Origin of the sequence: Streptomyces calidiresistens, from assembly GCF_014141525.1 — a bacterium.
GTDB lineage: Bacteria > Actinomycetota > Actinomycetes > Streptomycetales > Streptomycetaceae > Streptomyces > Streptomyces calidiresistens.
This window is the reverse complement of sequence record NZ_VKHS01001282.1, coordinates 1-1,000: the sequence shown is the minus strand read 5'-3', so window position 1 is coordinate 1,000 and position 1,000 is coordinate 1. Positions and strand designations below refer to the sequence as shown.

The window sequence follows — 1,000 nt, the reverse complement described above, 5'->3', positions numbered from 1 at the left end:
GGGGGTGGGGTTCCGCGTGGACCGCATGGGATCGGGGCGCCTTTCTCCGTGGGAGGGCCGGGCGCCCGTCGACCGGGGCCCGGGGCCCCGGGGCAGCGGCGCGCCCGTCCCGCCGAGCGTAGTGACGGCGGGACGGGCGGCGGTAGGGCGTGCGCCACGGCGCCGGGCCCCCGCCCCGGTGCCCCGGGGTTCAGCGGGAGAGCCCGCGGAACCGGCGCACGGCCCACGGCAGGAAGACCGCGGTGATCAGCAGCGGCCACACCACCGCCATCAGCAGGGAGTTCTGCTCGATCCACCCCTCCCCGTACGCCACCGGGTTGCCGAACAGTTCGCGCACCGCGTTGGCGGTGGCGGAGACCGGGTTCCAGGCCGCGATGGTCCCCAACCAGGTCGGCATGAGCTCCGGCGGGGTGAAGACGGAGGAGATCATCCCGAACGGGAAGGCCAGCGCGAACAGGTTCCCGGCGGCCTCCTGGTTGCGCACCACCAGGCCCAACAGCACCCCCACCCACACCAGGGCGAAGCGCAGCAGGAGCAACAGGCCCAGGGCCGCGGCGCCGGCGAGGAACCCGCCCTCGGCACGCCACCCGATCACCAGCGCGATGGCCACCAGGACCACCAGGTCCAGCCCCGCGTGCAGGACGTCCGAGACGCCCCGTCCGGTGACCACGGCGGAGGGGGCCATCGGCATGGAGCGGAACCGGTCGGTGATCCCGCGGTCGCGGTCCACCACCACGGCCATGGCGGTGTTCATGAACCCGAAGGCCATGGTCATCGTGAACATGCCGGGCATGGCGTAGGAGGTGTAGTCGACCCCCTCCGCCACCACCATGGCACTGCCGAAGACGTAGACGAAGAGCAGGACGGAAACGACCGGGAAGCCGAGCTGCCAGGCGATCAGCGAGGGCTGTTTCGCCAGGTGGCCGAGGTCGCGGCGGACGATGGTCCAGCAGTCCGCCAGGGCCCACCACAGCCGGCTCCCCGGGGCGGGGGGCGGCGG

The 1,000-nt window shown here is 73.4% G+C and carries 1 protein-coding gene; it reads right to left on the bottom strand.

Features of this window, described 5'->3' with window-relative positions; all coding sequences use genetic code 11:
- Nucleotides 1-190 precede the first annotated feature (190 nt).
- Nucleotides 191-973 carry an ABC transporter permease gene (locus FOE67_RS26885; protein WP_228474344.1) on the bottom strand — a complete coding sequence of 261 codons (783 nt, stop codon included), beginning with the start codon at nt 971-973 and terminating at the stop codon, nt 191-193.
- Nucleotides 974-1,000 lie beyond the last annotated feature (27 nt).